This is a genomic window from Kaistia algarum, from assembly GCF_026343945.1.
Lineage (GTDB): Bacteria > Pseudomonadota > Alphaproteobacteria > Rhizobiales > Kaistiaceae > Kaistia > Kaistia algarum.
In genome coordinates, this window is sequence record NZ_JAPKNJ010000001.1 from 356,227 (window position 1) to 382,361 (window position 26,135).

General features: G+C 64.4%; 38 protein-coding genes. 32 read left to right on the plus strand and 6 right to left on the minus strand.

Translation table 11 applies throughout. From position 1 onward, the window contains the following. Positions 1-102: 102 nt before the first annotated feature. The 4 genes from OSH05_RS01760 to OSH05_RS01775 all read right to left on the minus strand — a co-directional run bounded on the left by OSH05_RS01760 (position 103) and on the right by OSH05_RS01775 (position 5,351). On the minus strand, positions 103-2,520 hold the full coding sequence (locus OSH05_RS01760) for a hypothetical protein (RefSeq protein ID WP_104218547.1): 2,418 nt from the start codon (positions 2,518-2,520) through the stop codon (positions 103-105). Between the two features lie 257 nt (positions 2,521-2,777). Further along, positions 2,778-3,131, minus strand: a complete 354-nt coding sequence (locus OSH05_RS01765; protein ID WP_266352019.1) for a hypothetical protein — start codon at positions 3,129-3,131, stop codon at positions 2,778-2,780. A gap of 618 nt (positions 3,132-3,749) precedes the next feature. Continuing rightward, the gene (locus tag OSH05_RS01770; RefSeq protein WP_104218550.1) at positions 3,750-4,076 is read right to left on the minus strand and encodes a helix-turn-helix domain-containing protein; all 327 of its coding nucleotides are present in this window, start codon (positions 4,074-4,076) and stop codon (positions 3,750-3,752) included. Between the two features lie 708 nt (positions 4,077-4,784). Then, positions 4,785-5,351, minus strand: a complete 567-nt coding sequence (locus tag OSH05_RS01775) for a recombinase family protein (RefSeq protein WP_104218823.1) — start codon at positions 5,349-5,351, stop codon at positions 4,785-4,787. A 178-nt stretch (positions 5,352-5,529) separates the two neighbouring features. Here OSH05_RS01775 and OSH05_RS01780 point away from each other — a divergent pair, with 178 nt between their 5' ends. Continuing rightward, the gene (locus OSH05_RS01780) at positions 5,530-5,949 is read left to right on the plus strand and encodes a hypothetical protein (RefSeq protein ID WP_133163085.1); all 420 of its coding nucleotides are present in this window, start codon (positions 5,530-5,532) and stop codon (positions 5,947-5,949) included. A 1,152-nt stretch (positions 5,950-7,101) separates the two neighbouring features. Here OSH05_RS01780 and OSH05_RS01785 read toward each other — a convergent pair. Together OSH05_RS01785 and OSH05_RS01790 are read right to left on the minus strand one after the other, a co-directional pair. Then, positions 7,102-7,701, minus strand: a complete 600-nt coding sequence (locus tag OSH05_RS01785) for a hypothetical protein (protein WP_104218552.1) — start codon at positions 7,699-7,701, stop codon at positions 7,102-7,104. A gap of 21 nt (positions 7,702-7,722) precedes the next feature. Next, complete coding sequence (locus OSH05_RS01790) at positions 7,723-8,439, minus strand: XRE family transcriptional regulator (RefSeq protein WP_266352327.1); 717 nt, start codon at positions 8,437-8,439, stop codon at positions 7,723-7,725. Between the two features lie 63 nt (positions 8,440-8,502). Here OSH05_RS01790 and OSH05_RS01795 point away from each other — a divergent pair, with 63 nt between their 5' ends. From OSH05_RS01795 to OSH05_RS01945, 31 genes are all read left to right on the plus strand, one after another. Then, positions 8,503-8,847: a helix-turn-helix domain-containing protein gene (locus OSH05_RS01795; RefSeq protein ID WP_104218554.1), complete on the plus strand. Its 345-nt coding sequence runs from the start codon at positions 8,503-8,505 to the stop codon at positions 8,845-8,847. Between the two features lie 19 nt (positions 8,848-8,866). Continuing rightward, complete coding sequence (locus OSH05_RS01800; RefSeq protein WP_165801546.1) at positions 8,867-9,013, plus strand: hypothetical protein; 147 nt, start codon at positions 8,867-8,869, stop codon at positions 9,011-9,013. A gap of 100 nt (positions 9,014-9,113) precedes the next feature. Beyond that, a complete protein-coding gene (locus OSH05_RS01805) occupies positions 9,114-9,371 on the plus strand; it encodes a hypothetical protein (protein WP_104218555.1) in 258 nt (85 codons plus the stop codon). After that, positions 9,368-9,604 (plus strand): hypothetical protein, encoded by a 237-nt coding sequence (locus OSH05_RS01810; protein WP_104218556.1) that lies wholly within the window; start codon positions 9,368-9,370, stop codon positions 9,602-9,604. Before OSH05_RS01805 ends, OSH05_RS01810 begins: the two co-directional genes overlap by 4 nt. After that, positions 9,601-10,425, plus strand: coding sequence for a ParB/RepB/Spo0J family partition protein (locus tag OSH05_RS01815; RefSeq protein WP_104218557.1), 825 nt, complete (start codon positions 9,601-9,603; stop codon positions 10,423-10,425). The genes OSH05_RS01810 and OSH05_RS01815 overlap by 4 nt, the downstream gene beginning before the upstream one ends. A gap of 3 nt (positions 10,426-10,428) precedes the next feature. Next, positions 10,429-10,914: a hypothetical protein gene (locus tag OSH05_RS01820; RefSeq protein WP_104218558.1), complete on the plus strand. Its 486-nt coding sequence runs from the start codon at positions 10,429-10,431 to the stop codon at positions 10,912-10,914. Then, the gene (locus OSH05_RS01825; protein ID WP_104218559.1) at positions 10,911-12,830 is read left to right on the plus strand and encodes a transposase domain-containing protein; all 1,920 of its coding nucleotides are present in this window, start codon (positions 10,911-10,913) and stop codon (positions 12,828-12,830) included. The genes OSH05_RS01820 and OSH05_RS01825 overlap by 4 nt, the downstream gene beginning before the upstream one ends. Before the next feature lie 45 nt (positions 12,831-12,875). Beyond that, the gene (locus OSH05_RS01830) at positions 12,876-13,892 is read left to right on the plus strand and encodes an AAA family ATPase (protein WP_266352020.1); all 1,017 of its coding nucleotides are present in this window, start codon (positions 12,876-12,878) and stop codon (positions 13,890-13,892) included. Continuing rightward, the gene (locus OSH05_RS01835) at positions 13,892-14,122 is read left to right on the plus strand and encodes a hypothetical protein (RefSeq protein WP_104218560.1); all 231 of its coding nucleotides are present in this window, start codon (positions 13,892-13,894) and stop codon (positions 14,120-14,122) included. The genes OSH05_RS01830 and OSH05_RS01835 overlap by 1 nt, the downstream gene beginning before the upstream one ends. Further along, complete coding sequence (locus tag OSH05_RS01840; RefSeq protein ID WP_104218561.1) at positions 14,119-14,589, plus strand: helix-turn-helix domain-containing protein; 471 nt, start codon at positions 14,119-14,121, stop codon at positions 14,587-14,589. Before OSH05_RS01835 ends, OSH05_RS01840 begins: the two co-directional genes overlap by 4 nt. A 2-nt stretch (positions 14,590-14,591) precedes the next feature. Continuing rightward, entirely contained in the window at positions 14,592-15,263 is a 672-nt protein-coding gene (locus tag OSH05_RS01845; protein WP_323181334.1) for a DUF3164 family protein, read from the plus strand. Positions 15,264-15,273: 10 nt separating this feature from the next. After that, entirely contained in the window at positions 15,274-15,510 is a 237-nt protein-coding gene (locus tag OSH05_RS01850; protein ID WP_104218562.1) for a hypothetical protein, read from the plus strand. A 2-nt stretch (positions 15,511-15,512) separates the two neighbouring features. Further along, entirely contained in the window at positions 15,513-15,728 is a 216-nt protein-coding gene (locus OSH05_RS01855) for a hypothetical protein (protein WP_104218563.1), read from the plus strand. A 3-nt stretch (positions 15,729-15,731) separates the two neighbouring features. Further along, the gene (locus OSH05_RS01860; protein ID WP_207778731.1) at positions 15,732-16,415 is read left to right on the plus strand and encodes a hypothetical protein; all 684 of its coding nucleotides are present in this window, start codon (positions 15,732-15,734) and stop codon (positions 16,413-16,415) included. Continuing rightward, complete coding sequence (locus OSH05_RS01865) at positions 16,412-16,660, plus strand: hypothetical protein (protein ID WP_104218564.1); 249 nt, start codon at positions 16,412-16,414, stop codon at positions 16,658-16,660. Before OSH05_RS01860 ends, OSH05_RS01865 begins: the two co-directional genes overlap by 4 nt. After that, entirely contained in the window at positions 16,644-17,372 is a 729-nt protein-coding gene (locus OSH05_RS01870; protein ID WP_104218565.1) for a DUF7168 domain-containing protein, read from the plus strand. Before OSH05_RS01865 ends, OSH05_RS01870 begins: the two co-directional genes overlap by 17 nt. Beyond that, positions 17,369-17,671 (plus strand): hypothetical protein, encoded by a 303-nt coding sequence (locus tag OSH05_RS01875; RefSeq protein ID WP_104218566.1) that lies wholly within the window; start codon positions 17,369-17,371, stop codon positions 17,669-17,671. Before OSH05_RS01870 ends, OSH05_RS01875 begins: the two co-directional genes overlap by 4 nt. Beyond that, on the plus strand, positions 17,668-17,901 hold the full coding sequence (locus tag OSH05_RS01880; protein ID WP_104218567.1) for a hypothetical protein: 234 nt from the start codon (positions 17,668-17,670) through the stop codon (positions 17,899-17,901). The genes OSH05_RS01875 and OSH05_RS01880 overlap by 4 nt, the downstream gene beginning before the upstream one ends. Beyond that, a complete protein-coding gene (locus tag OSH05_RS01885; RefSeq protein WP_104218568.1) occupies positions 17,901-18,212 on the plus strand; it encodes a hypothetical protein in 312 nt (103 codons plus the stop codon). Before OSH05_RS01880 ends, OSH05_RS01885 begins: the two co-directional genes overlap by 1 nt. Then, positions 18,209-18,457 (plus strand): hypothetical protein, encoded by a 249-nt coding sequence (locus OSH05_RS01890; protein WP_104218569.1) that lies wholly within the window; start codon positions 18,209-18,211, stop codon positions 18,455-18,457. The genes OSH05_RS01885 and OSH05_RS01890 overlap by 4 nt, the downstream gene beginning before the upstream one ends. Then, entirely contained in the window at positions 18,454-19,089 is a 636-nt protein-coding gene (locus tag OSH05_RS01895; protein WP_104218570.1) for a gp16 family protein, read from the plus strand. The genes OSH05_RS01890 and OSH05_RS01895 overlap by 4 nt, the downstream gene beginning before the upstream one ends. Continuing rightward, positions 19,086-19,514, plus strand: a complete 429-nt coding sequence (locus OSH05_RS01900; protein ID WP_104218571.1) for a thermonuclease family protein — start codon at positions 19,086-19,088, stop codon at positions 19,512-19,514. The genes OSH05_RS01895 and OSH05_RS01900 overlap by 4 nt, the downstream gene beginning before the upstream one ends. Further along, on the plus strand, positions 19,511-19,741 hold the full coding sequence (locus tag OSH05_RS01905) for a hypothetical protein (protein ID WP_104218572.1): 231 nt from the start codon (positions 19,511-19,513) through the stop codon (positions 19,739-19,741). Before OSH05_RS01900 ends, OSH05_RS01905 begins: the two co-directional genes overlap by 4 nt. Position 19,742: 1 nt before the next feature. Continuing rightward, positions 19,743-20,138: a hypothetical protein gene (locus OSH05_RS01910; protein ID WP_104218573.1), complete on the plus strand. Its 396-nt coding sequence runs from the start codon at positions 19,743-19,745 to the stop codon at positions 20,136-20,138. A gap of 139 nt (positions 20,139-20,277) precedes the next feature. Continuing rightward, positions 20,278-21,063 (plus strand): glycoside hydrolase family 108 protein, encoded by a 786-nt coding sequence (locus OSH05_RS01915; RefSeq protein ID WP_104218574.1) that lies wholly within the window; start codon positions 20,278-20,280, stop codon positions 21,061-21,063. Positions 21,064-21,073: 10 nt separating this feature from the next. After that, entirely contained in the window at positions 21,074-21,589 is a 516-nt protein-coding gene (locus tag OSH05_RS01920; protein WP_104218575.1) for a hypothetical protein, read from the plus strand. Next, positions 21,589-21,963 carry a hypothetical protein gene (locus tag OSH05_RS01925; protein WP_104218576.1) on the plus strand — a complete coding sequence of 125 codons (375 nt, stop codon included), beginning with the start codon at positions 21,589-21,591 and terminating at the stop codon, positions 21,961-21,963. The genes OSH05_RS01920 and OSH05_RS01925 overlap by 1 nt, the downstream gene beginning before the upstream one ends. After that, entirely contained in the window at positions 21,963-22,289 is a 327-nt protein-coding gene (locus tag OSH05_RS01930) for a VpaChn25_0724 family phage protein (RefSeq protein ID WP_104218577.1), read from the plus strand. Before OSH05_RS01925 ends, OSH05_RS01930 begins: the two co-directional genes overlap by 1 nt. 1 nt (position 22,290) lies before the next feature. Next, positions 22,291-22,875, plus strand: coding sequence for a phage protein Gp27 family protein (locus OSH05_RS01935; RefSeq protein ID WP_104218578.1), 585 nt, complete (start codon positions 22,291-22,293; stop codon positions 22,873-22,875). Then, positions 22,872-24,482 (plus strand): hypothetical protein, encoded by a 1,611-nt coding sequence (locus OSH05_RS01940; protein WP_207778732.1) that lies wholly within the window; start codon positions 22,872-22,874, stop codon positions 24,480-24,482. Before OSH05_RS01935 ends, OSH05_RS01940 begins: the two co-directional genes overlap by 4 nt. Then, positions 24,476-26,134, plus strand: coding sequence for a DUF935 domain-containing protein (locus OSH05_RS01945; protein ID WP_104218579.1), 1,659 nt, complete (start codon positions 24,476-24,478; stop codon positions 26,132-26,134). The genes OSH05_RS01940 and OSH05_RS01945 overlap by 7 nt, the downstream gene beginning before the upstream one ends. Position 26,135: the final 1 nt, after the last annotated feature.

A 26,135-nucleotide genomic window follows, 5' to 3' on the forward strand; every position in this document is an offset into this window, starting at 1 on the left:
ACACCGTCCTGCATCTCTTGCAGGATCTCACCCCGCCTCTTGGCGGCATCAAAAGTCTGTCCGCTGTAGGCGGGCTGATAAGCCATGGTCTCCTATGGGTGGCTATTTGCCCCGAGCAAACGGGTGCTGGAAGTTCTTCTCGCGGTCCTGAATGGACATGCCTTCCTCGTCCCCGAAGTGCGGACGGTAGGCGAGCATGAAGCCGGTCTTTCCGTCGGCGAGAGGCAGCGGAACGAAGCCGAATCCCTTCGGGAGCCGGTCCTTGTAGAGTTCCTGCAGTCCCTCGATGGTGTCCGGTACGACCGCGTCGGTGAACGTGGAGGGCGCGGCCGATTCCATCTGCTTGGGGAGGATTACGCCAGTCCCGCGCTGCGGAAGATTGACCAACGGAGGACGGGTCTCCAGCTTCATCGACGTTCCCGGCACCAGCACGATAGGCATGGCGCCAGCCGCGTCGTCGGGATTGTCGTGAGCGACGGCGTAGGCGCCGCTCGAATTGGCCGCCGCATAGGAGCTATCGAGGGAGACGTGCTCGACTGAGCCGTCCCCTGCGAACAGCTCCCTCGCGCTCCTCCCGACCTGCTTCAGCTCATCCTCATAGACCTTCACCGTGTTCACCGGCTGTCCGGTGTTGGGATTCGTCACGTCGAACCCGAGGGAGACGCGGGGCTGAGGCTTGCCGTTCTCGTCCATCCAGATCGGAGGCAGATCGGTATTCATCGAGAGCATGTAGGTGCCCCCATTGGACGGAAGGACTTCGATGCGACCCTTCATGCGAGTGACCGCGTCGGTGATCGCCTTGTAGGGGTCGAGGATGCCGTGCGCCTCATATTCCGTGAACGTCCTCATTACCTCGTTGGCGACTTCTTGCCGAATGTAGCTGGGCGCTTGGACGCTATCGCCGAAGAGACCTCCCCACGATCGCCCGCCGATGACGGAAGACAGCGTGTCGTTGATCGCCGTGTTGAGCTTGGCGACGCTCTTTTCCTGCGTATCGCCGAAGACCTGAGCCCACGTCGGGACGCTCTTCGGATCGCGATTTCGCAGGGAGTTGACGTAGGCCGCTGCCTTGTCCCACCCGTCGTGCGTCGAGTTCTGACGCTGGATGACCTGATCGAAGTAGCGAGACGCCGCATCGTTCAGGAACGAGCCGGTCACCAGACTGACGCCGCGCTCGTGCTGGATCACATCCAGAAGCTGAAGCGCCTTCATCTGCGTCGCCGGATCGTTGAACGACATCAGAGCCGAGCTGAGCTGAGCCTTGTAGTCCTCCGGGATGTTGCCGTTCGTCTTCGCGAGGATCAGCCCGACCTGGGCGGGATCGCCGCTCAGGATGCTGTCGATGCCCTTCGCCTTCAGATAGGTCGGCAGGTACTTCTTCATCACGTCGACATCGAGCGGCGAACCGTTCAACATCGCGTCCACATGCTCGACGTTGAGCTGGATATCCACGCGCTTGTCGAGAGCCTTCTGGACGGTGCCCATGAGCCCGTCGATGGCTGAGCCCGCGCCGTACTTGTGCTCGGTCGCGATCATGTCCGAGACGAGCACATTGATCTCGTCCTGAGACATCGTCTCGATCTTGCGGGCGCGCTCGTCGAGCGCCTTCACGGCACCGAGCGCCTCCATCGTGTTGATCTGCATGTGATCCGACACGGCCTTCTCTTCGACCGCCGCATAGGCGTCGGGGAAGGACTCAGCGAACGACTTGCCGTTCACTCCCGTGCCGGGCTTCTGAAGCACCGACAGCATCGAGATCGATTTGTCGGGGTTCAGCTTGATCGCAGCGGAGACCGCAGCGGCGACACGGGGAGCGGCTTCGCTCGGGTTGAGCGGATCGAGCGTGCGCGCGGCCGAGACGTAGAACGCGAGGCGATCGGGAGTGAAATCTCCAGCCTTCGCTTCGGCCGCGATGACGGACTTGAGGTTGTCGACGCCCTGCGAGATCTGGATGCGGACGGCGTTCTCTTGGTGCGTCGCAACAGTCTGTTCCGAGCCCTTGTAGAAGGCCGCGAGGATCTGCCCTTCGAGTGCGGGATCTTCCGCACCCGACAGGTTGTCCTTCACCCACTGGTCCCGCGCGGCGACGATATCGCCCTTCGGGTTCTTCGGAGCGAAGTCCTCCAGATACCACTTGTTGAAATCCTGGACCGCGTCGTAGCCGGTGCGCCCGGCGACCAGAGACCGATAGGTGTCGAAGTAGTCGAGGTCGTCCTGCTGCGCAGCGTCCATCGGTCGGCCCGCATAGAAGTCGCCCTGGGCTTGATCCTTCTGCGCAGCGTTCTCTTGCTCGATACGCTGGCGCTCGCCGATCATGATGCCGTCGCGGACGCTGCTCAGAGCGCCGGAGGCGGCGCCGAAGAACTGACCAAAGGCGTTGGAAAGGCCGTCCAGTCCCTCGGCCGTGGAGCGGAACTCCGGGATGGCGCGAGGAACGACTTGCGTCTGGACGGTAGGGGACGTGGTGGAGATCCCCGAGCCTCGGATTGAGGTACGAGAGGATCGGATTTCCTTCGCCATAGGCTAGGCCGCTCCAAGGAGTGTAGGCGACGATCCAAACGCTGCATTTGGATTCCACGACGCAAGCTTGGCGGCACGTCCTATGGTCGAGGCGGGGAAAGCCCCAATGCTGCTGGTCCTGTCGGGCCGGCGGTTGGTCGATTCGGTGGCTGTATGTGTCATGAGTCCGAAATAGGACCGCCTAAAGGGCGGCGGGCGGGTGGTGGTGTCAGTCATGCCGCGCGGGGCGGTGACAGGGTCGAGAAGCCGACGTGGCGTTAGCTCGCTGCGTACGGCGGAATGAACAGATTGTCTCGCCGCAGATTGAGCGGGTCGCCGTCTCGGCTGGTCGCTGGATTCTGTCGCCTTTTTCGATGGACGATAAGATCTGCGACAGCCGGGCGAAGCATGGGGACGCGCTTCGTAGAAATGCCCCTGATGAAGACGTACGGAGCGCTTCGAGACGAGGAAACGTCCCAAACGGGGCTGTACCCCTCCTCCATCAGGCGGTCGAAATCTTCCGCGAACAGTCGTGCCTTCTTGCCGCCCATCAGCGTCACAACAACAATCGCGCTACCGTCTTCATCGGCCGTCCGATTGATCGGCATTGGGTCACTCAAAAGCGCGCGCATCGTTCTCTGCATGGAGAGCTGTGGAGACGCGAGGACGGCTAGGCAAGATTGCGAACGCTCCAATCCCTGATGAGAAATCGAATGGTCGCACCAAGGGTCATTTGACCCATCGGGAGGACGCGTCGGGCAATCGCCGCGAGGATGGCGCGTTCGTCTTTCGAGAGTCGGATGGACAGATGTTCAGTCATCACCGAGCGAGCATGTATCATGCTTTTCCTTTCATATTTGATCGATCAGCAACTATCATAGGTGTAGTCACTGTAACTATTCGTATTGCAAAAAACTAACAGGGGCTTGCGTCGACGGCTTGAACCTGAGATTGATTCGATGATCATCAAGAGGATTTGTTGATGTCCGCTCTAATTCATCTCTCGGACTATGTGCCGTCCGCCCCGTTTGTCACAAGAGCCGTGCGGGAGGTCCAGATTGCTTGTGGCGACTGGCAACTGGAGGCGTGCTTCGACGACGAAGAGCCGTCCGTGTTGGCCGTCCATCGGCTCGGCTTCGAAATTGGCTTCTATTGGTCGCGCGATGGCTGGGTCTGTGTAGACCTAGAGGGCAGCGTTCTGCTTGGCCCATGGACCAGTCTGGAATCTCTCCTCAGAGAGGCAGTCCTGCCTAAGCGCCCTTGGTTCTAGAGCTACGGCTGTTGCCGAAGATCATTTCCCAGTAGTGCGGCTCGTAGTGGAACATAAGACGCTTGGCGAAGACCGATCGATCTACGCCAAACGCATCGGCCCATAAATGCATCTGCTTAGGCGACAACGCCGTCTTTCCCTGCTCAATCTGCCCCACATTCGTATACCAGCCGATTTCGACCAGCTGAGCCAGTTCGAGTTGCGTGAGGCCATTCGCCTGGCGTAAGTGCCTGATATAGGCGCCAGCCTTGCGGCGCTCTTCTTCACGTTCTTGAGCTTCGATGCTGCGCATATCTTTTGAATGCATTTGTTGATGTTCCAAATATACTTCATTTTATGAGTATGTCAAAGTGTGACATAAAAAGCGGGCGTTCAGGTTATTTTCGTATCGACAACATATACTTATGATAACTTCTGCACAGAGATCATAGTTTTCGCATTATCGTTGGGGCCGAAGCCGGCCGGGCGGCGACCGCGTTCCGCCCTAGCGGCGCGTCGCAGTTGCCACCCGGTCTTACGGCGCGCGAACCATGACACTCATCAGATTGTCATAGAGCCCAATTCGAACGAGTCACGCTCAGCCCCGAAGGACCGATCTCGGATCGTCGTCACACTCAGCCGACCTCCGCCGGACGCTGGGATCATCAATCGTTGTCGTCGATGACAGCTGTCATTGGCGCGCGGGATTGAGCGCTGCGGAATAGCGAAGGCCTCGGAGGGGTATCTCCGGTCAACCTCACGTCCAGTGCGAGGCTACTCGCCCTCCAAAAGGACACGCGAATGCTCCCCTCTTTCAGTCGGTCGGGCCGGAAAGGTTCTCTCGAATGGTCGAAAAGTCGTCAGACCAAGCGATACCCCTTTCAGGGCTGCAAGTTCGAACTGCCGTTCGTGACGAAAAACAATCGGATCGTTCGAGGCGAGTTTTTCGCTCGTCAGCAGGGCTTCTCTCGATTGGAGAAGAAAACGTACCACCTAGCGGCACTGCTTGGTTCGGCGGCACTGGCGATGCTGCCTTCTATGGCTCAACGGCTAGTTCCAGCGCCCGATAAACGCTGCCTCGCCCTATCCCGAGCGCCTTTGCGATCTCGGTCACGGTCTTGCCTTCGCGATGCAGCGCCCTGGCGTCGTCCGCCTTCAGCTTGGCTGTCGGCTTGCGACCCGTGTATTTCCCCTCTGCCTTCGCCTTGGCGATCCCCTCCCGTTGGCGCTCCAGCATCATCTCGCGCTCAAATTGGGCGAAGCCGGAGAAGATGTTCAAGATCAGACGGCCCGTGGCACTACGGGTGTCGACTGTCTCGCCCCCAAGGTTCAGCACCCGCAGCGCCACACCCTTCCTGTCCAGTTCCCGCACGATATCCCACAGGCCGACCGTGGAGCGGGCCAAGCGGTCAACCTTCGTGACCACGAGCGTGTCTCCCTCGCGGGCGAAGTCCATTGCGGCCTTGAGCTGCTCTCTGGGGGCGATGGAGGAGACGTGCTCCGCATAGAGCCGTTCGCACGCTGCGGCCTCCAGGTCGCGACGCTGGGCAAGCAATCCCGCCTCCTGTTCAATGGTCGAGGTGCGGGCGTAACCGATAAGCATGATGGGCTCCGAAATGTCCGATAGGCTCCAGGCTATCGAGTCACGTCGCGTCCGAAATGTCAACACCATTCTATTGGACATCTTTGAGCGACCAAACGGACACGTCCGCTAGGGCAAGGTCCATTGGACAGAAGCGCACTCCCAGCCCAATGTCTGACGCGCTTGGGGAGGTGCGGATATGACGGTGCAATTTAGTTCCTATGTTGGGGTGGACTGGAGCGGTGGAGGTAAGGCGCACGCTTCGTCCACGGGTCTGGCTGTCGCTGAGGCCTCGGAAGCGCACGCGTCGCTTGTCAGGTGGCATCAGAAGAAACGCAGCCGACCCGAGCTTGCAGATTGGCTGGCATCGCGACTGAAGCTCGACGTCTCACCCGTGTGCATCGGTCTCGACTTCGCTTTCGGATACCCACACGGCGCGATGCAGGGAGTGTTCGGCGCGTCGTCGTGGCGCGAATTGGCCGACCGTCTCTACGATCTCTTCCGCACCCACGAATTGGCCCGGGATGTCATCATCCGCGATCAACTCACAGCCGAAATTCAAGGGCAATGGCCCGTTTCGCACCAACGAGGATCGGACCAATGTCCGCTTCTATCTTGACCGTGGCGTCCCCTACTATCGGCTTGTGGAGACCTTCGTCCCTCAGGCGATAAGCCAGTGGTATGTCGGCAGCGGCGCGACAGTCGCCTTCTCGACACTCACGGGCCTTGCAGCCCTCGGCTCACTTCTCGCGCGGCGCGATCGGAGCGAGGTAGCCTTTGCGGTTCATCCATTCGAAGCACCGAGAGCAGGAACTCATGCACTAGTCGAGGTCTACCCAGCGATATGGCCAAAGCACTCTGACGTGACGGCCAACGAGCACCAGCGGGATGCTTTGCGTGCTGCCAACGGATTGAGGGGACTCGGGGCCCGCGTCTTCTCAGTGCCGCCGCTGTCCACTCTCGGGACTGACGGAGTTGAGACCCGCATCGGCGAAGAGGGGTGGATTGCGGGGGTGGTGTGAGGCAGTCATGATAGTGAACTCGTCGGCCGGGGGGCCTTCAACTGGGGGGCACAGGGGGCGCTGGCGTTTGCGCTCGGGGGAATATATGCCTCTAATTGCAGAGCCATTTTTTGAGATCGCACCATGAGTCGTCTCAAGTCGTCGCCCAGCCGCTCTTCCGCACTTCTCGCGTCATCCCTTTGCTTTCTGCTCGGCCTCGGTGTGGGTCTCTCCTACTCGTCGATTACGAAACCGACACCCACTCCGATCAATGAGACATACGAACAGGCACGCGCCAAGGCTCTCGCTCGCTGGACTGCTTTCGAACTGAAGGAAGCCGCCATGATGGCTCAAGCCGACGCAGAGTGTGGGTGGACATCAGTAATGGCAGGTGGCGGGATTGAGCAGGAAAAGGCGGGATTGCGTGAGAAAATGGCGGATTGGCGCGGTTTTCCGGGGCGTGGGTGGTGTCTAGAGCGGATGAGGCGGTAGACATCTGAAATGGCACCCAAAGGGGCTGGCGGACAGCGAAAATGGCAAGGCGCGCGGGAAGGTTGAGCGGCTGCAAGTGGCCTTTGAATAGGGCCGGAATCGGCCTTTGAGGCCGGTTTGAGCGCTGGTCAGACGGCGGGTCGAGGCCCGAAAACAGTGGCTTTGTTGTGCGAAGCTGGGCCCACCAAGTTGGAACTCCGGAGAATCGGGAAAATGGCGGAACGCCGCCAAATCGCGTCGTCGAACCTGGAACAAATGCGCCTTCGCAATTTGAGCCGTCACCCGCATCGACCATCCCGGTGTGTCGATCGACAGAAGCGCGGAGTGGCGTCCCGACAGAATGCCGGAAAGCTCGTCGCGGCTCCGGCGTCGCACCATTTCATGAGGTCGCCTGCGCCTTTGTCGTTTGTGCCTGAGAAGCGGCCCACGACCAGAAGATCGTTTGTGCGGATATTATCCGGAATGCCGTTGAGCACGATCTGGAAGCCGTCCGCGAACCTTTGCGGCGGATCAATGTTGACGATGACCTCACCAAACTCGGGAGACAGTCTCTTCCAAGACAGAAACATCCGGCGCTCCGCGTCGGTGGCCTTCGACAGATCATAGCATTGGGCCTGGGCCCATAGTCCGAAGCTTCGCTTGTTCGCAGCAGCCCACCGTAGTGCGGTCACCGCCTGAGCAATGCCGGTATCGATCGACCAATCATCCGGCTGCACCGAAACAACGAGTTGTCGATATCGGCCGTCGGCGCTCAACTGATCATAGAAACCGGCCAATTTGGGCAGTTCCGTCTCGCATGAATCCGGCTCTGCCGAAGCGATTCTAAGGGTGCCGGATAAGGCGATGATGGCGAGGCCCAGCGCCACAAGCCACTTCATGCTCAAGCGTCCCACCCCCGCTTAGATCGTCCGTCCAACCCACCGCACTCGACCGACGATATGCAGCTTGTCGAGCATGTCGGCGGAAATGATCTCGGGATCATAGCGCACGTTTTCTGAGATGAGCGAGACGGTTCCGTCAACTTTGCGGTGCACACGCTTCACCAACAAGTCGCCATCCTTGACGATGACGTAGATGCAGCCGTTGCGAACCTCGCGGATCGACACGTCGACCAGCATTAGCGCTCCGTCGGGGATCAGGGGTTCCATCGAATCCCCGTCCGCCGTCAGCACCGCGGCATTGGCCGCTGAGACACCGATCTCGCGGAGCCAGTCAGCCCGGAAGGCGACGCGTTCGGAAATATCCTCCGAAATCGGACGCAGACCGTGCCCTGCCGATGCGGATACCTCATAGCGAGGCACGAAGGCGAACTCATTCAGGTGCGTCGTGAGGCTTGCCGTCAGCGCACTGGCCTCCTCATCAGCGAGGATTCGGTTGCCCCGGCCCGTCGCCAGCCATTCAACGGATACGCCACCCGCCTTCGCTAGAGCGATAAGAGTGCCGAGATTCGGTTCACCTCCGTGAAGAAGCTTGTGTATGCCCGCCTGCGAAATGCCGGCGTCAGTGGCAAAAGCCGCCTGTGTCGACCCATCCATAAGTGCCCGCAGGCGATCGGAAAACCCGCCTGAAACCTGCGGTTCTGAAGAGATTGCGGTGACGCGTGATTTTGTCTTCACCAAAGCAATCGTTCTCGTTGACGGAAATCACCTAAGAGATTATGGTCGTCACCAAAGTGATTAATGCTCCCTAAAAAGCCGGCGTCCAATGCCGGCTCCAAGGTCGGGGATAAGCAGGTGCGGCAACAACAAAAGCCGAAAGGCTGGGATCGACACGCGATCAAGGCGGAGGTCCATCGTCGAGGTGGCACCCTCGTCGAAATCGCCCGTGAAAACGGCCTCGAACCGTCGTCCACGAAGGTTGCCCTGCGCCGGCGGCACCGGGCAGGCGAGAAAGCGATTGCCGCCTTTCTCGGTGTCGACCCGGCCGATCTGTGGCCGGAGCGCTACCGCACGGGATTCGCCCCGCGCTCCCTTCATACCGCAGGCCGGCACCGCGCGGCCAGTCTGAAACACACCGCCGCGTAGACATAGGGGGACGCAACGCATGCGCGCGCTTCTGGATGCCCTTCGATCGATGAGCCGGCGCGATGTCATCGCTCTGGCGATCGAGTTCGGCGCGGTCGGGCTCCTCTTTAGCGGGGCGGTCGTCGCTGCCAAGGTTGGCGAGATCATTCTGTCGGTGCCGCAATGACGCGCCGGGTCGATCGCGTGAAGCTCTCGGCCTGGGCTGGGGTGATCCTCCTAGCCGCCTCGGCATGGCTCGTGCTCGCCATCACGCTCGGGGTGATCTGATGGCCGCTGTCGTCATCGCATCCCAAAATGTGAAATCACCGACCGGCCTCTCCTACTTCACCGGACAGATTTCGCTCGAGACCGCCGCCTCCGGCTGCCTCGTCTGGATACCGGGCACGTCGTGGTTCGCCGAGGAGGCGCTCCGCATCGCCGAGGTCGAAGCCGCGCGACGGCTTGTCGCGGAATTCTCCCAGCGCTCGCCGTCGTGGCGCTCGTGGTTCGTGATGATCGCCCATCGCGTGGAGGCTGCAGCGTGAACCGGCCGACGCTCCGCCAGCAATATGAGGAGCTGGAACTTCTCTATCTCGAGAACCGCAATTGGCTCGCCGATCTGGAGCGGGCCGGCAAACGGACGCCCACGGAGCGAGGCTTGAAGGCGCAGCGTCTCCTGATCCTCCGTGCCGCTCGCAACACGCTCTTCCGGCTCGCCAGCGAAACACTGGACGGCGCCGGCGACGTTCGACCCTCCGACTTCGAGACCGCTGCATGACGACGATTCACGTCCCACTCAACCTGATCGACATCCCCGCTGACCGCCTTCGCGCGCTCGATGCCGAATGGGTCGAAGCGCTGGCCATGATGATGCGCCAGGAAGGCCAATTGCAGCCGATCACGCTTCGGCCGAGCGGCGATCGGTACTCGCTGGTCTTCGGGGAACACCGTTTCGCTGCCGTCGCCCGCAATGGCTGGGCGGATATCGAGGCCAGCGTTCGGGAAATGACCGACGACGAGGCCCGCCTCGCCGAAATCGACGAGAACTTGATCCGCCGCGAACTCGGTCCGCTCGATCGGGCGCTGTTCCTGGCGGAGCGCAAGCGCGTTTGGGAGCGGCTTCACCCGCAAACGCGGGACGGTGGCGACCGTAAGTCCTCGGAATTCAAGGCGAAAAATCAGATCGCCAAGTTGGCGATGCGGTTTTCTGAGGAAGTTGCGGAGAAAGTCGGGCTATCCGAACGTTCCGTGCAGCGCGCCTGCGACATCGCCTCCGGCCTCCGCCCTGATGCCGTCACCGACATCCGTCGCACCTATCTGGCGAACCATCAACGCGATCTCGAAGCCTTCTCGAAGCTCTCGCCCGACAGCCAGAGGATCGCGCTGGAGAAGCTGACATCCGGCGAGGCGGAGACCATCAAGGCCGCCTTCGCCGAGCCGGGCGAGCGCATCGGACCGCCGCCGGTAACGAGCGAAAAAATGCTCGGTCTCTGGTCCCGCATGGCTGCGAAGGAGAAGCGACGCTTCCTGGAGACGATCGGTGTCGATGCTGACGCGCACGATCGTATCGTCAATCCGCGCAGGCGGGAGGTCCGCTAGGTCATGGGCAAGCGCGCGGCCCGGCCAACAGAACAGGGCGACCTCTTCGCCGCCGCGGAGCTGTTCCCGGTGCGCCGCCCGGTCGAGCGCGTCCGGCCGGTCGATCTGTCCCTCCGCATCAAGACCGCTATGGGCGAGGCGCTGAAGAAATCGCCGAAGAACGCCTTTGCCGTCGCTGCCGAGATCTCGGAAATGACGGGCCGCGAACTGACCGCCGACGCGCTCTATGCCTACACCGCCCCGACCAAGCCCGAACACGACATCTCGCTCACCCGCTTCGTCGCCTTCGTTCGCGCTACAGGCGCCAACTGGCTTTGGGGTGTCCTCGTCGAAGATGACGGGCTCATCGTGCTGGAAGGGCGGGAGGCTCATCTTGCCCAGCTTGGTCTCCTGCAGCAGGAGCAGGCCCGGATCACTGACCAGATCAAGACGCTGAAGGGCGAATTGAAACATGCGCCGGTCACCGTGCGTAGGCGGGGGCGGACATGAGAGAGTGGTTCTCGCCCGACGACATTCTATCTGTCGGATCGGCATCCCTGCCGGACAGCGTCCGTGGCTTCAACAAGCTGGTGCTGCGGGACGGCTGGCGAACCGATCGCAAGCGCGCCCGCACGGCCGAACGCCAGGGCGGCGGCTGGGAGTATCATCTATCCCTCCTGCCCATCGACGCGCAGCGTCGCCTTATCGAGGCGGAGCGCGCTGGCGACGAAGACGCGGTCGAAGCCAGTTTGAGCCTCGTTTGGCAGGCTTTCGAGGCCTTGCCGCAGAAGGCGAAGGACGAGGCGGCATCACGCCTTGCCGCCGTCGATCTCGTAGAGACGCTGTCGCCTCAGATCGGCCGTCAATCCGCCATTTCTCAGGTTTCCGCCCGCACCTGCACGCCCGTCCGCACCCTCTATCGCTGGCTTCAGACGGCGGCGGCCGTCGCCCGTGCCGACCGGCTTGCCGCGCTGGCGCCGCAGCGTAAGGGCGGCACGGCAAAGGCCGACTGCGATCCACGCGCCTGGGACTATCTCGTCGCGGACTATATGCGGAAATCCCAGCCAGCCTTTGAGGCCTGCTATGGTCGGATGCTCGACGCCGCGCGCGAGCATGGATGGTCGCCGATCCCCTCGGCGAAGACGCTCAAGCGCCGTCTGGATGCGCAGTTCCCGCCGAGCGTCCAGGCGCTTGCCCGCAAGGGGACGCGGGCCGCGAGCGCGATCTTCCCGCACCAGACGCGCGACCGCTCGATCTTCCACGCCATGGAGGCGGTCAACGCCGACGGTCACCGCTTCGACGTGTTCGTGCGCTGGCAGGACGGCACGATCGGCCGCGTCATGATGACGGCCTTCCAGGATCTCCATTCCGGCATGATCGTCGCGCATCGGCTCGACCGTTCCGAGAACTGGACGGCGGTGCGCCTCTGCCTCGCCGACATGATCGAGGCCTATGGCGTGCCGGACCATGTCGTGTTCGACAATGGTCGCCACTTCGCCTCGCATTGGCTGACAAACGGGGCGAAGACGCGGTTCCGCTTCAAGATGCGCGACGACAAGCCAGACGGTGTGCTCGTGGCGCTCGGCGTCCAGGTCCATTTCGCGACGCCCTATCACGGCCAGGCCAAGCCGATCGAGCGCGCCTTCCGCGACATGTGCGAGGAGATCGCCAAGCACCCGAAATGCGAGGGCGCCTATACCGGCAACAGCCCGGTCGCAAAGCCGGAGAACTACGGCAAGCGGGCCATCCCGATCGACGATTTCGCGGCGCTGGTGAAGGCGGAGATCGCCCGGCACAACGCTCGACAGGGCCGTCGTTCCGCCGTCTGCAATGGCAGGTCCTTCGCCGAAACCTTCCGCGAGAGCCTGGAGGCGCCGGGGACGCTGGTCCGCCGGGCGACAGCCGAACAGCGCCGGCTCTTCCTGCTCGGCGCCGAGGGCGTCACCTGCCTCCGCCCGACCGGCGAGATCCACCTCGCCAACAACCGCTACTGGGCCGAACCGCTCGCCGACCTCGCCGGGCGTCGGGTCACGGTCCGCTTCGATCCGCAGAATTTGCACCTGCCCGTCGCGATCTACCGGCAGGACGGATCGTTCCTCTGCGAGGCGGACTGCATCGACAAGACGGGGTTCTTCGACAGCGAGGCGGCCTCGGACCATAGCCGCCGCAAACGTCAGTTCGTGAAGGCTCGCCGCGCCGTGCTGGACATGGAGCAGCGCCTCACCATCGACGAGGCCGCCGCCTTCCTGCCGGCGCCGCCGCCGATCGAGCCCGTCATGCCGAAGGTCGTCCGCATGGTTGCCGGTGCTGGTTCACGGCCAGGCCAAGCCGAAGTCTGGGACAGCGAGGCCTTCGGCCGTGCCGTCCGGATGCTGGAGGGGGACGTCGTGCCCTTCCGGCAAAAAGAAGACGGGGGCGGCCGCTAGAGACGGCCACCCCCGAATGTAGTCACGAAACAGAAGGACCATCTCATGTCGGAAACTTCGGGACAAGAGCCGGCGGGCGGCTGGGGCGAGCCGAAAGGATCGCCAAAGCTGTTGGACGCCGATTTGCGGGACTGGCGCGAGGTGCGTGGTCAGATCGTCGCCCATGCCATGACGCAGAACCTGACGCGCTCGGATGTCGCCCGCGGGTCGACCATTCCCTTACCCACGCTGACGCAGTGGATCGACGGCACCTATGCCGGTTCCTACATCAATACGACGGAGCGCGTGCGTCGCTATCTGTTGACGATGGAGGGCGCGCGCCAACAGGTGCTCGCCCTGACCGCGCTGAAGGCGCCCGGCTTCGTCGAGACGCCGTCGTCCCGCGAGCTGATCGACACGCTCGCCTACGCGCAATCCTCGCCCGAACTGATCGTTGCCACGATGGCGGCCGGCATGGGTAAGACCACCACCTGCCGCGAATATGCGTCGGGTCGCTCGGCCGTCTTCGTCGTCACGATGCGGCCGACGACGTCAGGCGTGCACGCGATGCTCCAGGAGCTGGCGCAGGCGCTTGAGGTGCCGGAGCGCAACCCCGCGCGGCTCGACCGCTCCATCGGCGAGCGGCTGAAGCGCAACGGCCGCCATACGCTGCTGATCGTCGACGAGGCGCAGAACCTTGCCGACAAGAGCGTCGATCAGCTCCGCTACTTCCTCGATCTCTATGGCTGCGGCATCGCGCTGGTCGGCAATGAGGAGGTCTATACGCGCTTCGGCAAGCCGGAGCCGCGCGCCGGCTACGGCCAGATCCATCGCCGTGTCGGCAAGCGGATGCAACGGATGGCGCCGCTCGACGGCGACATCGCCGCCTTGCTCGACGCCTGGGAGGTAGAAGACGGGGAATGCCGCCGCCTGCTCGCGGCGATCGGCCGGAAGCCGGGCACGCTCGGCCAAATCGACAAGACCTTGCGCCTCGCCGCGATGATCGCGGCCGGCGGCGGCACCCCTGTCGTTGCCGACCATATCCGCTCGGCCTGGCGCAACCGTTCCGGGGAGGCGATCTGATGCTCTCCGACTCCATCCGCGAAATGCGCCGCCACCTCGACGAGTACCGGGGCAGCGGCGTCGAGATGAGCCCCGAGGGTGTCGAGGGCCACGTCATGATGTTGCGTGCCTTCGAGATTGAGGCTCGCAACATGGAGGAGCGCCTCGACAGCCTGGCCGCGATCGGCCGCCATGCGCCGATCCTGCCGCAGGGCGGCAAGGTCGTCGCCTTTCCGGCGAGGCCGTCATGAACCTGCCGCTTGTTCACGTCGAGCGGCCGGCCGCCGAACCGCCTCGAAAGATCGGCGTCAATCGCGCCGCCCTGTTCGCGCGACTGGCATCCGGTAGCAAGTCACCGCGTCGGGCGCTCGCCGCACTCATGCGGCTGGGTGCCCTCGACCGACCGCGCCGGGCGCGCGTGATCCCGATCCGGGCGGTGCCCGGCTCGCAGATCAGCGCGGCCGAAATCATCGCCGAGATCGCTTCCGGTCTAGGCCTGACGGTCAACGACATCCTGTCGCGCTCGCGCGGCCGGACGCTCTCCCAGGCGCGCCATGAGGCGATGTACGAGGTCGCCCGCCGCACCCGGCTGTCCCTTCCCACGATCGGCCGCGCCTTCGGCGATCGGCACCACGCAACCGTCGTGGCGGCCGTGCGCCGGCACGCCGCCCGCAACCACCTGCCGCCAGCGCGCGGCCTTAGCCCTAGGAAGATCTGATCATGACCATGACTGATATCGCCCCGAGCGCCGTGCCGTTCCCCGAGGTCTCGCCCGGCGTCTTTGACGTGGGCGGCAAGCTGATGATGGTCGACAGCAAGAACGGCTACGCCCCCGTGTCGACCGTCAAACCGATCGACAAGCTGACCGACGAGACCGTCCGCAAGATGGTCGACCATGCCCGCGACCTCTCCGGCCAGATCGCCCGGTTCAAGGGTCATTGCTTTGATGACGTCGGCTCGCTGCAGGCGCTGATCGCGCAGGAATACAAGGCCACGCTCGGCGGGCCGAAGGGAAATATCTCCCTGACCACATTCGACGGCCGTCTGAAGGTCACCGTCCAGGTCGCCGACCAGCTCACCTTCGGGCCGGAGCTGCAGGCGGCAAAGCGGCTCGTGGATGCCTGTCTGGCCGAGTGGACCACCGGCTCGCGCGACGAACTGGTGGCGATCGTCAACCGCGCCTTCTCCGTCGACAAAGAGGGCCAGATCAACCGCGCCGAGATCTTCATGCTGCTGCGCGTGGCGATCGAGGATGAGCGCTGGCAGTCGGCCATGCGGGCGGTGCGGGACTCGATCCGGATCATCGGGTCGAAGACCTATATCCGCTTCCACGAGCGCGAAAGCGTCGACAGCGCCTGGCGCCCGATCACCATCGACCTTGCTGCAGCGTGAGGGCGGGACGATGGAAACCACGATCCACACAGCCGAGGACGCATTGGCCTCGCCCGACGTCGTCAAGTCAGTCGAACTCGAGATCGACTATTTCACGGACGAGGTCGTGCTCCGGGTCGCCCTCGCGAATTCGGCGCTCGCGGACGCCTTCCGTGACCGGATCCTGGCGGCGATGAAATCGGGCTCGGTGAAGATCGGCCCGATGGTCCTCCGCACGCCCGACCCCTTCGAGGTTGAGGAGGTTTGACCATGGCTGTGAAAGTCGAAAACGTCACCCGCCCGCTGGCCGAGGCCGGCTGCCTCGAATGGTCTTCGGCCGACCTGTACGACCGGGCCGGCGAGATCGTGATCACGCTCCGGTTCACCACGCCGGAACTCGCGAGCGAGGCCTACGACACGATCGCGGCCGAGCTGCAGCAGGACAACTTCCGGCTCGGCTCGCTCAACATCCAGCGGGGGGGCTGAGCGATGGTCGCCTATTCCTTCAAGGCGCGCTTCATCCCGAAGATCGAGGATGGATCGAAGCGCCACACCATCCGAGCCGATCGCGCCCGGCACGCGCGAGCCGGCGAACCGGTCCAGCTCTACGAAGGCATGCGCACCCGCACCTGCCGGCTGATTGGCGCGCCACAATGTCTGCTCGTCGGGCCGATCCGGATCTTCGTCCATCTGGATCGGATCGAGTGCGGGCCGTGGACGTATCGGACGGCCGGCGAACTTGACCTCTTTGCCGAGCGCGACGGCTTCGAGGATTGGGCCGACATGTGCGATTTCTGGATGGATGAACACCCCAGCACCGCCGTATTCTCGGGGCAGATCATCTTTTGGGATCATGAGTATTTCGCCCAGCCGGGTGTCAGCACGGGTGGCGACGGTGATCTCTTTCGCCTGATCGATGTCGTCACAACGGGGCTGGTAACTCTGCCGTCGTGGGGACCCGGAGACTATGAAGGTCTCCGCGCGTATCACCGCGCGGGCAATGCGATCCTCGACCAACTGGCGCACTCGGAGGGTGCCAAGATCAGCCGTCGAGGCGACGCCTGGACGCTCGCCATGGCAGGCGTCCGCGCCTCCAGCACCGGCGGCGCCGCCACCCTGCTTCGCAACTGGCGCGCTGGCGCTCAGAAGCGGTTTGCGGGAGGTGCTGCATGAGCGTCCCCGGCCTCTATTGGCGGCCCAGCGAGGCGCGCCTGAAATCTTTCTCGATCGCATCGGCCAAGGTCGGCTCCGTCCTCAAGATCGAGCTGCATGTCACGGATGCGCTGCGGCTCGGCATGCTGCTGCAGGACCTCGCCGAGACCCAGCGCGACCAGGACGCGCCTGCTCGGTCGGCACCGAAGAGGCCGGCAGGGCCACTGTTGCTGACGGATAGGAGGGATCATGACCGATCTTTCTAAACTTCGCGCCAAGCTTGGCGCCTTGCGGGCGAAGACCACCGCCAATGGCTGCACCGAGGCCGAGGCGATGGCGGCTGCCGAAAAGGCAGCCTCCCTGATGGAAGAACATGGGATCAGCGAGGCCGATCTGGATCGCGGCGCGTTTGAGGAGATCGCCGTTGAACTCGGCGCGCGCCGCTCGCCGCTTGATGCGGTCTGGAAGACCGTTGCGAAATTCGCGGACTGCTACGGGTATCTGCTCCGCGATGGCGGGCGCTGGCGCTACGTGTATTTCGGCCGGGAAGCCGACGTGCTCATCGCGGAGTATGTCCACGAGGTCGTTCGCCGCGCAGCCGGAACCGCCGTGACCCGGTTCAAGACATCGCCGGCGTACCAGTCGCGGCGGAAGCCAAAGACGCGCGCCCAGGCGTTGAAGGCGTTTCTAGAAGGCTTTTCGATATCGATCCAGGCGAAGCTCATTGCCGGGCTTTGGAAGCGCAAGGGTGGCGAGGCCGGCGGAGCGCGTGATCTCGTTGCCGACCAGCAGGCGACGCTGAAAGCCGAGCTGGAGCGCCGCGGTATCACCTTTGACAATCTGCCAGCCGTCGCATCGGCATCGGGGAAGTTCCGCGACAGCGTGCGCGCCTCCGGCTTTGGAGCCGCGCAGAAAATCGCGATCGAGGCCGGTGTATCCGGTCCCGGACCATCGCCAGTCGGAAGGCTGCTATCGTGACTCGCCCTCGCATTGTCTCTGAGCTGATCAGCGACGAAGTCGTGCCGTGCTGCCCGCACTGCCAATCCACCGGAATTGGCGCCGCCCGGATCTCCGTCGTCGACCTTGTCGACGCCTGGAAGGATCTCGCCGAGCGCGTGCCGGTCGACGCCGACGGCTACGCCTGGACGCACGGTCTCACGATCGACTGCCCCGACTGCAGACATCCCTGCGTGGTGCAGATCGCATGGCCGAAGATCTCGCTCGTTGCCGCGCGCACCGACGCCGATCACCGCCTGCTGGAAAGAGCGCAAGCATGACCGACGACGTCCTGAAGATGTTCGAATATGCCGATCTCCGGCCGGCCAGGACGACAGATGTCCCGGCTGTTCACGACCTCGTCGAGTTCACGCTGTTCGATGGCGTGGCGAGCGCGACGGGCCGCGTCGCGACGGTGCTGCCCGGCGATTTCATCGTCGTCAGCATCTCCGGCATCGGCAATTTCATCGTGCCGCCCGGCCGCGCCACCGTCATTGCGAGGGCCAACTGATGGCCGGCGCCTCGATCCGCCTCCCATCGGCAAGCTTTGGTGAGTTCGCCGCGATCCTGGTCGCGCTGGCGTCTCAGGAGGCCATGGGGATCGAGGCGCTCGAAGTCCTTCACGCGCGCCTGGAGATCGCGGCATCGCATGATCCCGATGCCCGCATCACGGCCGGCGTCATCGGCCGCTCGCTCGTCGATTCGCGACGCACCGCTGACGTGCTGGCTTCCTGGCAAGCCGCCCTTCGCGATCTCGCGCCGCACGAACTGGCGATCCGCACCTTCTTCTCCCGGCTCGGCGAGGAGGCGGACGCAGCATGACCAAGCCCGGCCGCATCGCCTGCGAGATCCCGTTCTGCTGCCGCACCGCGCCGGCCGAGAAGCACGGCGATGACGCCCAGATCATCTGCGGCAAGTGCTGGAGGCTCGCAGACCCTGCGACGCGCCGCGAGAACCGCCGGCTCTATCGACTTGCCGACCCCAGCGCGGCCGAGATCGAGACCTTCTACGCAAGCTGGGAAGCGATCAAGGCCCAAATCACCGAAGCCAAAGGAGGCATCGCATGAACCCGAACGCGGCGATCCATGTCGCCAAGAAGCAGCTGGGTCTCGACGACGAGACCTATCGGGCGGTGCTGCACCGCGTCACCGGTGTCAGTTCGTCGAAGGACATGACGCCGGCCCAGCATAGCGCCGTGCTCGCCGAATTCCGGCGCCTCGGCTTCGAGCCGACGCCGCCGGCCTCGCGGACCGTCACCAGTCCTTATCGGCCTCAGGAGAAGACCGCCGAAGAACGCAGCGAGCGGCGCCAACGCGGCGCGGTGCATCTGGACGGGCCGTTCGTCCCGAAGATCCGCGCGCTGTGGATCGCCGGCTGGAACCTCGGCGTGGTCAAGGATCGGCACGACACGGCGCTGATCGCCTTCGTCCGCCGTCAAACGGGCATCGACCACGTGTCGTGGGTCCGCGATCCGAAGGACGGCAACAAGGTGATTGAGGCTATCAAGGCCTGGCTGGCGCGCGAGGCCGGGGTGCAATGGCCCGGTCGCGGTGCACTGCCGCACTCGACCAAGAAGGCGGTCGTCGCGGCCCAGCTCCAGATCATCTTCGGCCTGCCGACCGAACTGGACGGCACGATCTATGACCTGGACACGTATAGCGCCGATCTCGGCGCCCAGATCCGGGCCATGAAATCATGAAGTCATGCTTTCAGGGTTTCTGGCTTTCTGGCTTTCTGGCTGCCGCCTTGGCTCTTCAGCCGACACCGGCGCATCCGGCCAGCGAGGATCGCTTGCAGGTTGGCGAGTCGCTTCGCGTCGTCGATGGCGACACCGTCCGGCTCGGCGCCGAGCGCATCCGCCTGATCGGGCTCGACGCGCCGGAGCTGCACGGAAAGTGCCGGGAAGAAAAGCGTCTCGCCATGAGGGCGCGGGATCGGCTGGCCGAATTGCTGGCGACCGATGATGTCGAGATCATCCGCTCGGTCCGCCTCGACAAGTACCGGCGAACGCTGGCGATCGTCCGCGCCGACGGCGTCGATGTCGCCCGCGTGCTGATTTCGGAAGGCCTCGCCCGGCCGTATCACGGCGAGCGGCGGCGGAGCTGGTGCGAGGGCCGATCGTGAACCAGCCGATCGGGGTCACGGATCATGCCGTGGTGCGCTGGATCGAGCGGGCGCACGGGATCGATGTCGCGGCGATCCGCCGCCAGATCGTCGGCAAGGTTACCCGCTCGGTAGGCCTCGCCGAGCGCTTGGACGAGCGCGGCAACGTCACGGTCGTGCTCGACGGCGTCCGCTATGTCGTCCGCGACCATCGCGTCGTCACCATCCTGCCGATACTGGGGAGGTGAGGTGCCCGACGATCTCTATGTCACCCTCGATGAGCTCGCAGGCGTCATCGGCGACGCGGCGGCCGCGAGGCTGGTCGCCGCTTGCGGCGGTGAGCGGCTATATGTGCCGCGCCGGTTCCGGGCGACATCGCGCGTCGTGCAGGCGATCGGAGCGGACGCGGCCGACCAGTTGTCCCGCCATATCTGCACCGGGCGCGGAGGCCTTTGGCTGGAGCTGCCACGCGGCGCGGATGGCGCCGTCATCCAGTTGCGGCGGCGCGTGGCGCGAATCTGCGACCGGCCGGACCTCTCCATCCGCCTCGCCGCGCGCGAGGCCGGCGTCACGATGCGGGCCGTCCGCATGCGGCGAGCCAAGACCCGCGCCAAACGCAACGGATCGCAGGGGACGCTGCTCTAGCGTTTCGCGCGATCCGCGCTAGGATCGGACATCGATCCTCCCACCTCCCAGGCCGGCAGGGGGGGGGAATTACTTCCCGGCCATTTTCCCACCCTCGTTCGACCAGTCTGGACGGCACCGAAGCGCTCGGAGCCCGTCCATGCCGACCCCCAAATTCGCCGCCTGCCTCGCGGTCACCCTCGCTTATGAGGGCGGCTATTCGACCGTCCGCGCCGATCCGGGCAATTGGACCGGCGGGAAGGTCGGAAAGGGGACGCTCAAGGGCACCATGAAGGGGATCGCCGCTTCGGCCTATCCCGACCTCGACATTGCCCGCCTCACCGATGACGAGATCGCCGCGATCTACGAGCGCGACTATTGGCGGCCGATCCGGGGCGACAGTCTCGCCGCCGGCCCTGATCTCGCGACGTTCGATTATGGCGTGAACTCCGGCGTGTCGCGCGCGGCGAAGGCGCTGCAGAAGGCGGTCGGCGCGAAGGTCGACGGCAAGATCGGTGCCGCCACGATCTATGCGGCGTCGGCTTCCGAGCCGAAGGCGGTCGTGAATGCGATCTGCGGCGCGCGTCTGTCGTTCCTGCGTAGCCTCACCAGCTGGAAGACATTCGGCAAGGGCTGGGGCCGGCGCGTCGGCGAGGTCAAGGCGCGGGCGCTGCTGATGGCCGGCGCGACCGCCGAGGCCGTGCTCACCAGCGCCGCGGACGAGACCCGCAAGGCCGCGAACGACAACAAGGCGTCGAATGCCTCGGTCGCGGGCGGCGCGGTCACGGGCGGCACCGCCACGGTCCAGGCCGGCGGCCTCGACTGGCTGGCGCTCGGCGCCCTGGCCGTCGCGGCCGTCGTGCTGATCGGCTGCGGCATCATCCTTTATCGCCGGGCGAACGCCCGCCGCGAAATGGCGGCGGCGATGGTCGCCGTCGCGAAGTAGGGGCAGGACCATGGATCTCGACTGGAAGCAGATCGCAGGCCCGCTGGCGCAGATCGGCGCCAAGACGCTCGGTGGGATCATCGGCGGGCCGCTCGGCGCCGCTGTCGGCGGCGTCGTCGGCGAGACCATCGCCCAGACGCTCGGCGTCGAGCCGACGCCGGCGGCCGTCGCCCGCCAGATCGAGAAAGACCCGGACGAAGCAACGATTCGGCTGAACGACCTGGAGGCCGAGCGGGCGCCGGAATGGGCGGCGCTGGAGCAGGCGGGGCTCCAGCTCATGGGCCAGCTCGCGGCGAAGGAATCGTCCGAGGGCTGGATCTCGTGGGGCTGGCGCCCGGCGCTGTCGTGGCTGATCGCGGCGATCATCCTGCAGAGCTTCATCGTCGGGCCGTGGATGCAGGCGCTGTTCGGCCTCTCGGTCGCGGTCCCCTATGACAACGTCATCGGAATTTCGGCGATCTGGCTCACGATCTATGGCGGCGGCCATACGGCCAAGGCCATCTTCGGCCGACGTCTGGAGGCGTGATGCCGGAATGGCTGAGGGATTGGTGGCCGCTGATCGCGCTCGCCTACACGACGGTTCTCATGCCAGCCGCTGGCTGGATCATCCGGACCGGTCTCGTGCCGCGCGCCGAGTTTGAGCAGGCCAAGGCGACGGAGGCGTCCTCGCGGGCCGCCGCGGACCAGCAACTTGCCGACCGCATCGCCGACGGCGCGCGTCGTCTCGACCGGGTTGAGACGGACATGCGTCACTTGCCCGACAAGGAGGTGACGCACCGGATGGAGCTGACTCTGGCTGCCCTCAAGATGGAAATCTCGGTTCTGTCGGAGCGACTGCACCCGGTCGCGGCGATCTCGGATCGCCTGCAGGAATTCATGTTGGAGAAGGGGGCGCGGTGATGTCGGACATTGAGCAGCAGCGCGCTGATACGCTGCGCCGGAAGATGCGGGAGGAGGCCCGGCTGATCATGCTGCGGGCGCTCGCCGACGAGATCAACGAGACGCTGACCTCGTCGCGGCTGGTCGATGTCCTCGACATGTTCGGGATCTACAAGGAACGCTCCTGGGTACATGACGAGCTGGCATGGATGGCTGAGGCCGGCGCGGTCACGCTCACCGATGCCGGCACCGTCAAGATCGCGCGACTGACGGAGAAAGGTAGCCGTCACCTCGATCGGCGCATTGCGATCGAGGGCATCCGGCGGCCGTCGCGGCCGGAGGTGTGACATGGCCGATCGGCCGGAGCGCGAGGGCCGCGGACGTCTATCGTCGATCGAGCAGTTGCCGGAGGAAGCCGCCGACGACGTGATCTGGGCGATGCAGGAGCTGGCCGCTCGAAAGCGGACACAGACGGATATCCTGTTCGAATTCAACGATAGGCTCGAAGCCAAAGGGCTCGATCCGATCTCGCGCTCGGCCTTCAACCGGCGTTCCATGCGCATGGCCAGCAGCCAGCGTCGCCAGAGCGAGCGCGACGCCGTTTTGCAGGCGATCGGCGCGAAGCTGTCGCCGAAGGACATCAACGAGAGCACCCTGATCCTCGGCGAGATGCTGAAAACGCTGATCTTCGAACTGGCAGAGGAGCAGCCGGAAAACCGGACGACGAAGGAATCCATGGAGCTGTCGCGGGCTTACCTGGCCACCGTCTCAGGTCAAAAGATTTCGGCCGATCGCCTCAAGCTCATGGATGAGTACGAAAAGAAGACGGCTGCGGTCATCGACAAGATTGCCGAGGAGAAAGGCCTCTCGGAAGAGGCCGTGGCGCAGCTGCGCCGCGACTTCCTGGGCGTGCGGCCGAAGGAGGCAGCATGACCGATCCGGTTCTCGGCCGCTCTCCGGACGCGCTCCTCGAGGAGCTGCCGCGCGGTGCCGACATCCCCGAGAACCTCGACCCGCTGGCGGATGGCGTGCTCATGCGCCACCAGGCCGAGTGGATCGAGGACGACTCGGATCTGAAGCTCGGTGAGAAGGGGCGTCGTACCGGCATCACCTTTGCCGAGGCGCTGGACGCGACGCTGATCTCCGCCGCGAAGCGCTCGGCCGGCGGGCAGAACTATTTCTACATCGGCGATACGAAGGACAAGGGCCGCGAGTTCATCGGCTATGTCGCGCATTTTGCCAAGGTGGTGGTGAAGCAGCTCGCGCAGGTCGAGGAGTTCCTGTTCGAAGATCAGCAGGCCGACGGCAGCACGAAGCTGATCGCTGCCTTCCGCGTTCGCTTCGGCTCCGGCTTCCGCGTCGAGGCGCTGTCGTCACGGCCAGAGAACATCCGCGGCCTGCAGGGTACGGTCTGCATTGACGAGGCGGCGTTCCATCGCGATGTCCGCGAGGTGCTGGACGCCGTGAACGCTCTCCTGATTTGGGGAGGCCGCATCCGCGTCATCTCCACCCATAACGGCGTGCTCAACCCATTCAACGAACTGATCCGCGAGGCGAAGGCCGGGAAGGTTCCCTTCAGCCTCCACTTCATTCCCTTCTCGAAGGCCGTTCAAAACGGGCTTTTCCGACGCGTCTGCCTGATGAAGGGCGTCCCTTGGACGGCCCAGGGCGAGGCGGAATGGGAAGCGAAGATCCGCGGGGCATACGGCCCGCGCACGGCGGCAATGCAGCAGGAACTCGACTGTGTTCCGGCCGAGGCAGAGGGATCGGCGCTGACGCGCATCCAGATCGAGGCTTGCATGATCGAGGCGCCGATCGTGCGTTGGGCGCGGGACGACGCCTTCAAAAACGCTCCCGAACATATCCGGAAGGCCGAGGCGCGGGACTTCTGCGAGCGCGAGTTGGCCCCCGTGCTGGCGAGCCTCGATCCGCACCTCCAGCATGTCTTCGGCGAGGATTTTGCGCGGTCCGGCGATGTCACCGACATCAAGGTCTTCGCGATCGAGCCGTCGCTGGTTCGTCGATGCGCTCTCCTGGTCGAACTTCGCAACGTCCCCTTCGACCAGCAGCGCGAGATCTTCTTCTATGTCGTCGATCGCCTACCGCGAATGGCTGGCGGCATGATGGATGCCACTGGCAACGGCGCGTATCTCGCGGAAGTGGCGGCCCAACGCTACGGCTCGCTTGTCGTCGAGGTGAAGCTCTCGGTGGAATGGTACCGGCTGAACGCTCCGCCCTATGTCGAGGCGTTCGTCGACCGAACGGTCCTGATCCCGCGCCATGAGGACGTGCTTCGCGACCACCAGGCGCTCTCCTATGTCGGCGGCGTGATCAAGGTTCCCGACGACATGCGCTTCAAGGGCTCGGACGGCTTCGACCGTCACGGCGATTCCTCGATCGCCGGCATGCTCGGCTATGCCGCCTCGCGCGCCAATCTGCCGACCTACGGCTACGAGCCGATCTCCGACCTTATCCAGGAAGACTGGCTCGAACAGGTCGTGCCCGAGAACCGTTCGACCGGGAGGCGCGCGCTATGGTGAGTTCCATCCTCGGGCCGGATGGCCGCCCGATCGAGCGCGCTACGCTCGGCCAGGAGATCGCGACGCCGACGGTGATGGGCGTGCGACACACGCTGTCCGACGGTGTCGCCTCCGGCCTGACGCCGGAGCGGCTGGCGGCGATCCTGAAAAGCGCCAGCATGGGCAACATGCGCGACTATCTCACCCTCGCGGAGGAGATGGAGGAGCGCTACCTGCACTATGCCAGCCAGGTGCAGACCCGGCGCCTCGCCATTGAGGGCGTCGAGATCTCCGTCGACGCCCTGCCAAGCGTCGCACCGAAGATCACGGATGCGGTGCGCGCCCTGGTCGAGAAGCCCGGCCTGCTCGATGCGGTCGGCGCGATGACGGATGGCATCGCCAAGGGCCTCTCCGTCGTCGAGCTGATATGGGAGTACCAGGACGGCCTGCTGCAGCCGGTCGAATATAAATGGCGCGATCCACGCTATTTCCAGTTCGACCGCGCCTCCATGACCGAATTGCGCCTCGCCGTCGACGGGCAGTTCGACGGCGTGCCGCTGCCGGTGGGCAAGTTCCTGCGGCATCTGCCGCGCACCAAGATGGGCATCCCGATTCGCCGCGGCTTCGCGCGCGCCGCCGCATGGGGGTTCCTGATCCAGTCGTTGGGCCTGAAGGACTGGGCGGCCTTTGCCGAGGTTTACGGCATGCCGTTCCGGATCGGCAAATATCATCCGAGCGCTTCGGAGAAGGACAAGCGGACGCTTCTACGGGCCGTCGCCTCGATCGCCAATGACGCGGCCGCCATCATTCCGGCCGGCATGGAGATCGTGTTCCAGGAGGTGAAGGGCAGCCAGGGGGAGGCTGTGTTCGGCGGGCTCACCGGCTATATCGACAAGTCGATTTCCAAGCTCGTCGTCGGCCAGACCATGACCTCGGACGACGGCGCCTCCCTCGGGCAGGCAAAAATCCACAACGAGGTGCGCCTCGACATCCAGCGCGCCGATTGCCGCCAGATCTGCAACACGCTCAATCGCGACCTGATCCCATTCTTCGTCGCGCTGAATTTCGGGCCGCAGGCCAATTATCCCAATGTCGACATGCCGGTTGCCGAGCCGGAGGATGTTGTGGCGCTAACGACGGCGGTGAAGAGCCTCGTGCCGCTCGGCCTCAAGGTGTCGCAGCGGGAAATGCGCGAGCGCATCGGCCTCTCGGAGCCCGGAACCGATGACGAACTTCTGGCGCCGCCCAGCTCCGTCGTACCGCTGCCCGATGACATCACCGATGACGGCGAGCCCGATCCGGCCGCAGCCAAGAGGGGCACGGTCAAGAACGGCAAAGGCAAGGGCGGCGGCAAGGCCGATCCGACGGCCGAACTCGCCGGCCATGTCGGCGGCTGCCGCTGCGGATCGTGCCTGCGCACAGCGCGTCTGGCCGCCGATCGGCCAACCGAGGCGGTGGACGATGTCCAGGACTATCTCGACGAAGTCATGGAAGGGTGGCAGCCGCTGCTCGCACCGATGATCGAGAAGCTGTTGGCAACGGCCGATAGTGCCGCGTCGTTCGACGATCTGCTCGATACGCTCCACGGGCTCGAGCTGGACGGCCGGCCGCTTGCCGAGAAGCTCGCCATCGCGACCTCGATCGCGCGCGGGCTCGGCGACATCAAGGATTGAG